Source organism: Gilliamella sp. App6-5 (assembly GCF_001690525.1).
Classification (GTDB): domain Bacteria; phylum Pseudomonadota; class Gammaproteobacteria; order Enterobacterales; family Orbaceae; genus Gilliamella; species Gilliamella apicola_H.
On sequence record NZ_LZGT01000042.1, the window covers coordinates 1 to 1,680 of the forward strand.

At 27.1% G+C, this 1,680-nt stretch carries 2 protein-coding genes and 1 pseudogene; 1 reads left to right on the top strand and 2 read right to left on the bottom strand.

Translation table 11 applies throughout. The annotated features are described in order from the left end of the window. Positions 1-3 precede the first annotated feature (3 nt). Entirely contained in the window at positions 4-84 is an 81-nt protein-coding gene (locus A9G24_RS13330) for an integrase core domain-containing protein (protein WP_442902743.1), read from the top strand. 584 nt (positions 85-668) lie between these two features. On the opposite strand, the gene A9G24_RS05860 is transcribed toward A9G24_RS13330, so the two are convergent. Next, positions 669-1,193 carry a hypothetical protein gene (locus A9G24_RS05860; protein WP_081303097.1) on the bottom strand — a complete coding sequence of 175 codons (525 nt, stop codon included), beginning with the start codon at positions 1,191-1,193 and terminating at the stop codon, positions 669-671. 32 nt (positions 1,194-1,225) lie between these two features. After that, positions 1,226-1,680: pseudogene (locus A9G24_RS12820) on the bottom strand (peptidoglycan-binding protein); the annotation flags it as partial.

A 1,680-nucleotide genomic window follows, 5' to 3' on the forward strand; every position in this document is an offset into this window, starting at 1 on the left:
ACGATTTATAACACCGAAAGACCGCATGAGGCATTAAATAACATGACGCCGATTGAGTATAAAACACTAAAACAAACAGCATGATTTTCTACTTGAATCTTGTACTAAGTTTGGGGTATTTACACTATGTACGCTAACATTATACTGATTATTATTAATATAAATGATATTATCAATTAGTTTAACTCGTAGATTGTTCAAATAATCGGAGTTATAATCATTTTTGTTCATTAGAGCATCATTTTCTATATATTTATCCAAAATCCAATAAGCTTGATTAATATCTTTTGCATGGACATATGAAAAATTTAAAAAAATATATAATAAACAAATAGTTTTTGCTAACGATATATTTTTTTTAATTATATAAAGATGAAATCCAAACATGTTATTAATTTCCTAAATTTTTAACCAATTTATGTTTAAAGCAATTAGCTCATCTTGTCCATTAAGGTGTAATACCTTACTCGATTCTATCCAGTATAGTTTATTTTTAAGCATACAACGGATAGTATAAAAAAAACTCATCATTTACAGGCTCAGAATCTGCACTCAGCAAAGTAACATTTAGCACAAACCATAAATAATTCGCCAATTATCCGAAGATTTTTTCATCAACTATGACTGATGACGTAATAAAATTCAGGAATGATAAAAATAAAATGTATTTAATTATTGTTGGTTTTTTCTTTAAGGTATCCATCTTGATTTAAATAATAATGCTTAATTGTTAAATTATTATCATATTCTGTTGTAACGGTAATGATAAAATCCTTTGAGATAGTAAAATATGTTTTTTCAATTAGATTTTCATTATTTCCTGGTTCGTACCATTCACCTTCAACGTATAATTTTGAATGGATTTGATGATCTTTTATTGTCAATAAATAAAGTCTGTAAGGAAAATCACCACAATCCATTGGCACCAATACCATATCGATACCATTTTTTGATGGTAATGATAAATAGCGAAATTCCTTGTCACAATGTCCAAAATCAAAATTCTCAATCTTACAATTGTCATTATTGGCTAAGTTATATGACACATTTTTATGTGCTTTATTTAATGGTAAAGTGTCTGTGCTTTTTTCAAAACAGGGATTTTTATTATTTTGTTGAATAGGGGGTTCTTGTGCATAAGCAAAAAAAGGAATTACACCGAATACTAAATAAATTATATAGTTATTTATCATAATATATCCTAAAATTATCCATTAGCTATTTTTTACAATAATGAAGCCAATGGCTTACCATTTAACGTTGCAGAATCTTTACAGAAATATTCATCTTTTAAATAAATTTGATCAAACTCTCTTACATCATAATGTACCCAACTTGTTGCTCCAATATCAGACGATTCTAAGTTAAACATATTTTCTTGACCAGCTAACCAATCCCATTTTGCTCCTAAATATTTATTAAATATTTCTTTGCGTAATTTATTCATATCATTACATGATCTTGTCCTGACACCATTTTTATTAAAATGTATATCTAAAGCCTTTCCTTTATGGTTTGTAGTTCGTCTATTTGTTTGAAGATTTCGATCATAACACCTATATCCTGATGAAATTTTTCTAAAACTATAAACTGAATTTTCTTTTTGTAAGTAAAATATTACGGCTTTTAATGCCCATAATAATGATCTGTGTATACCAGGATACTCATACCTATGAGTTG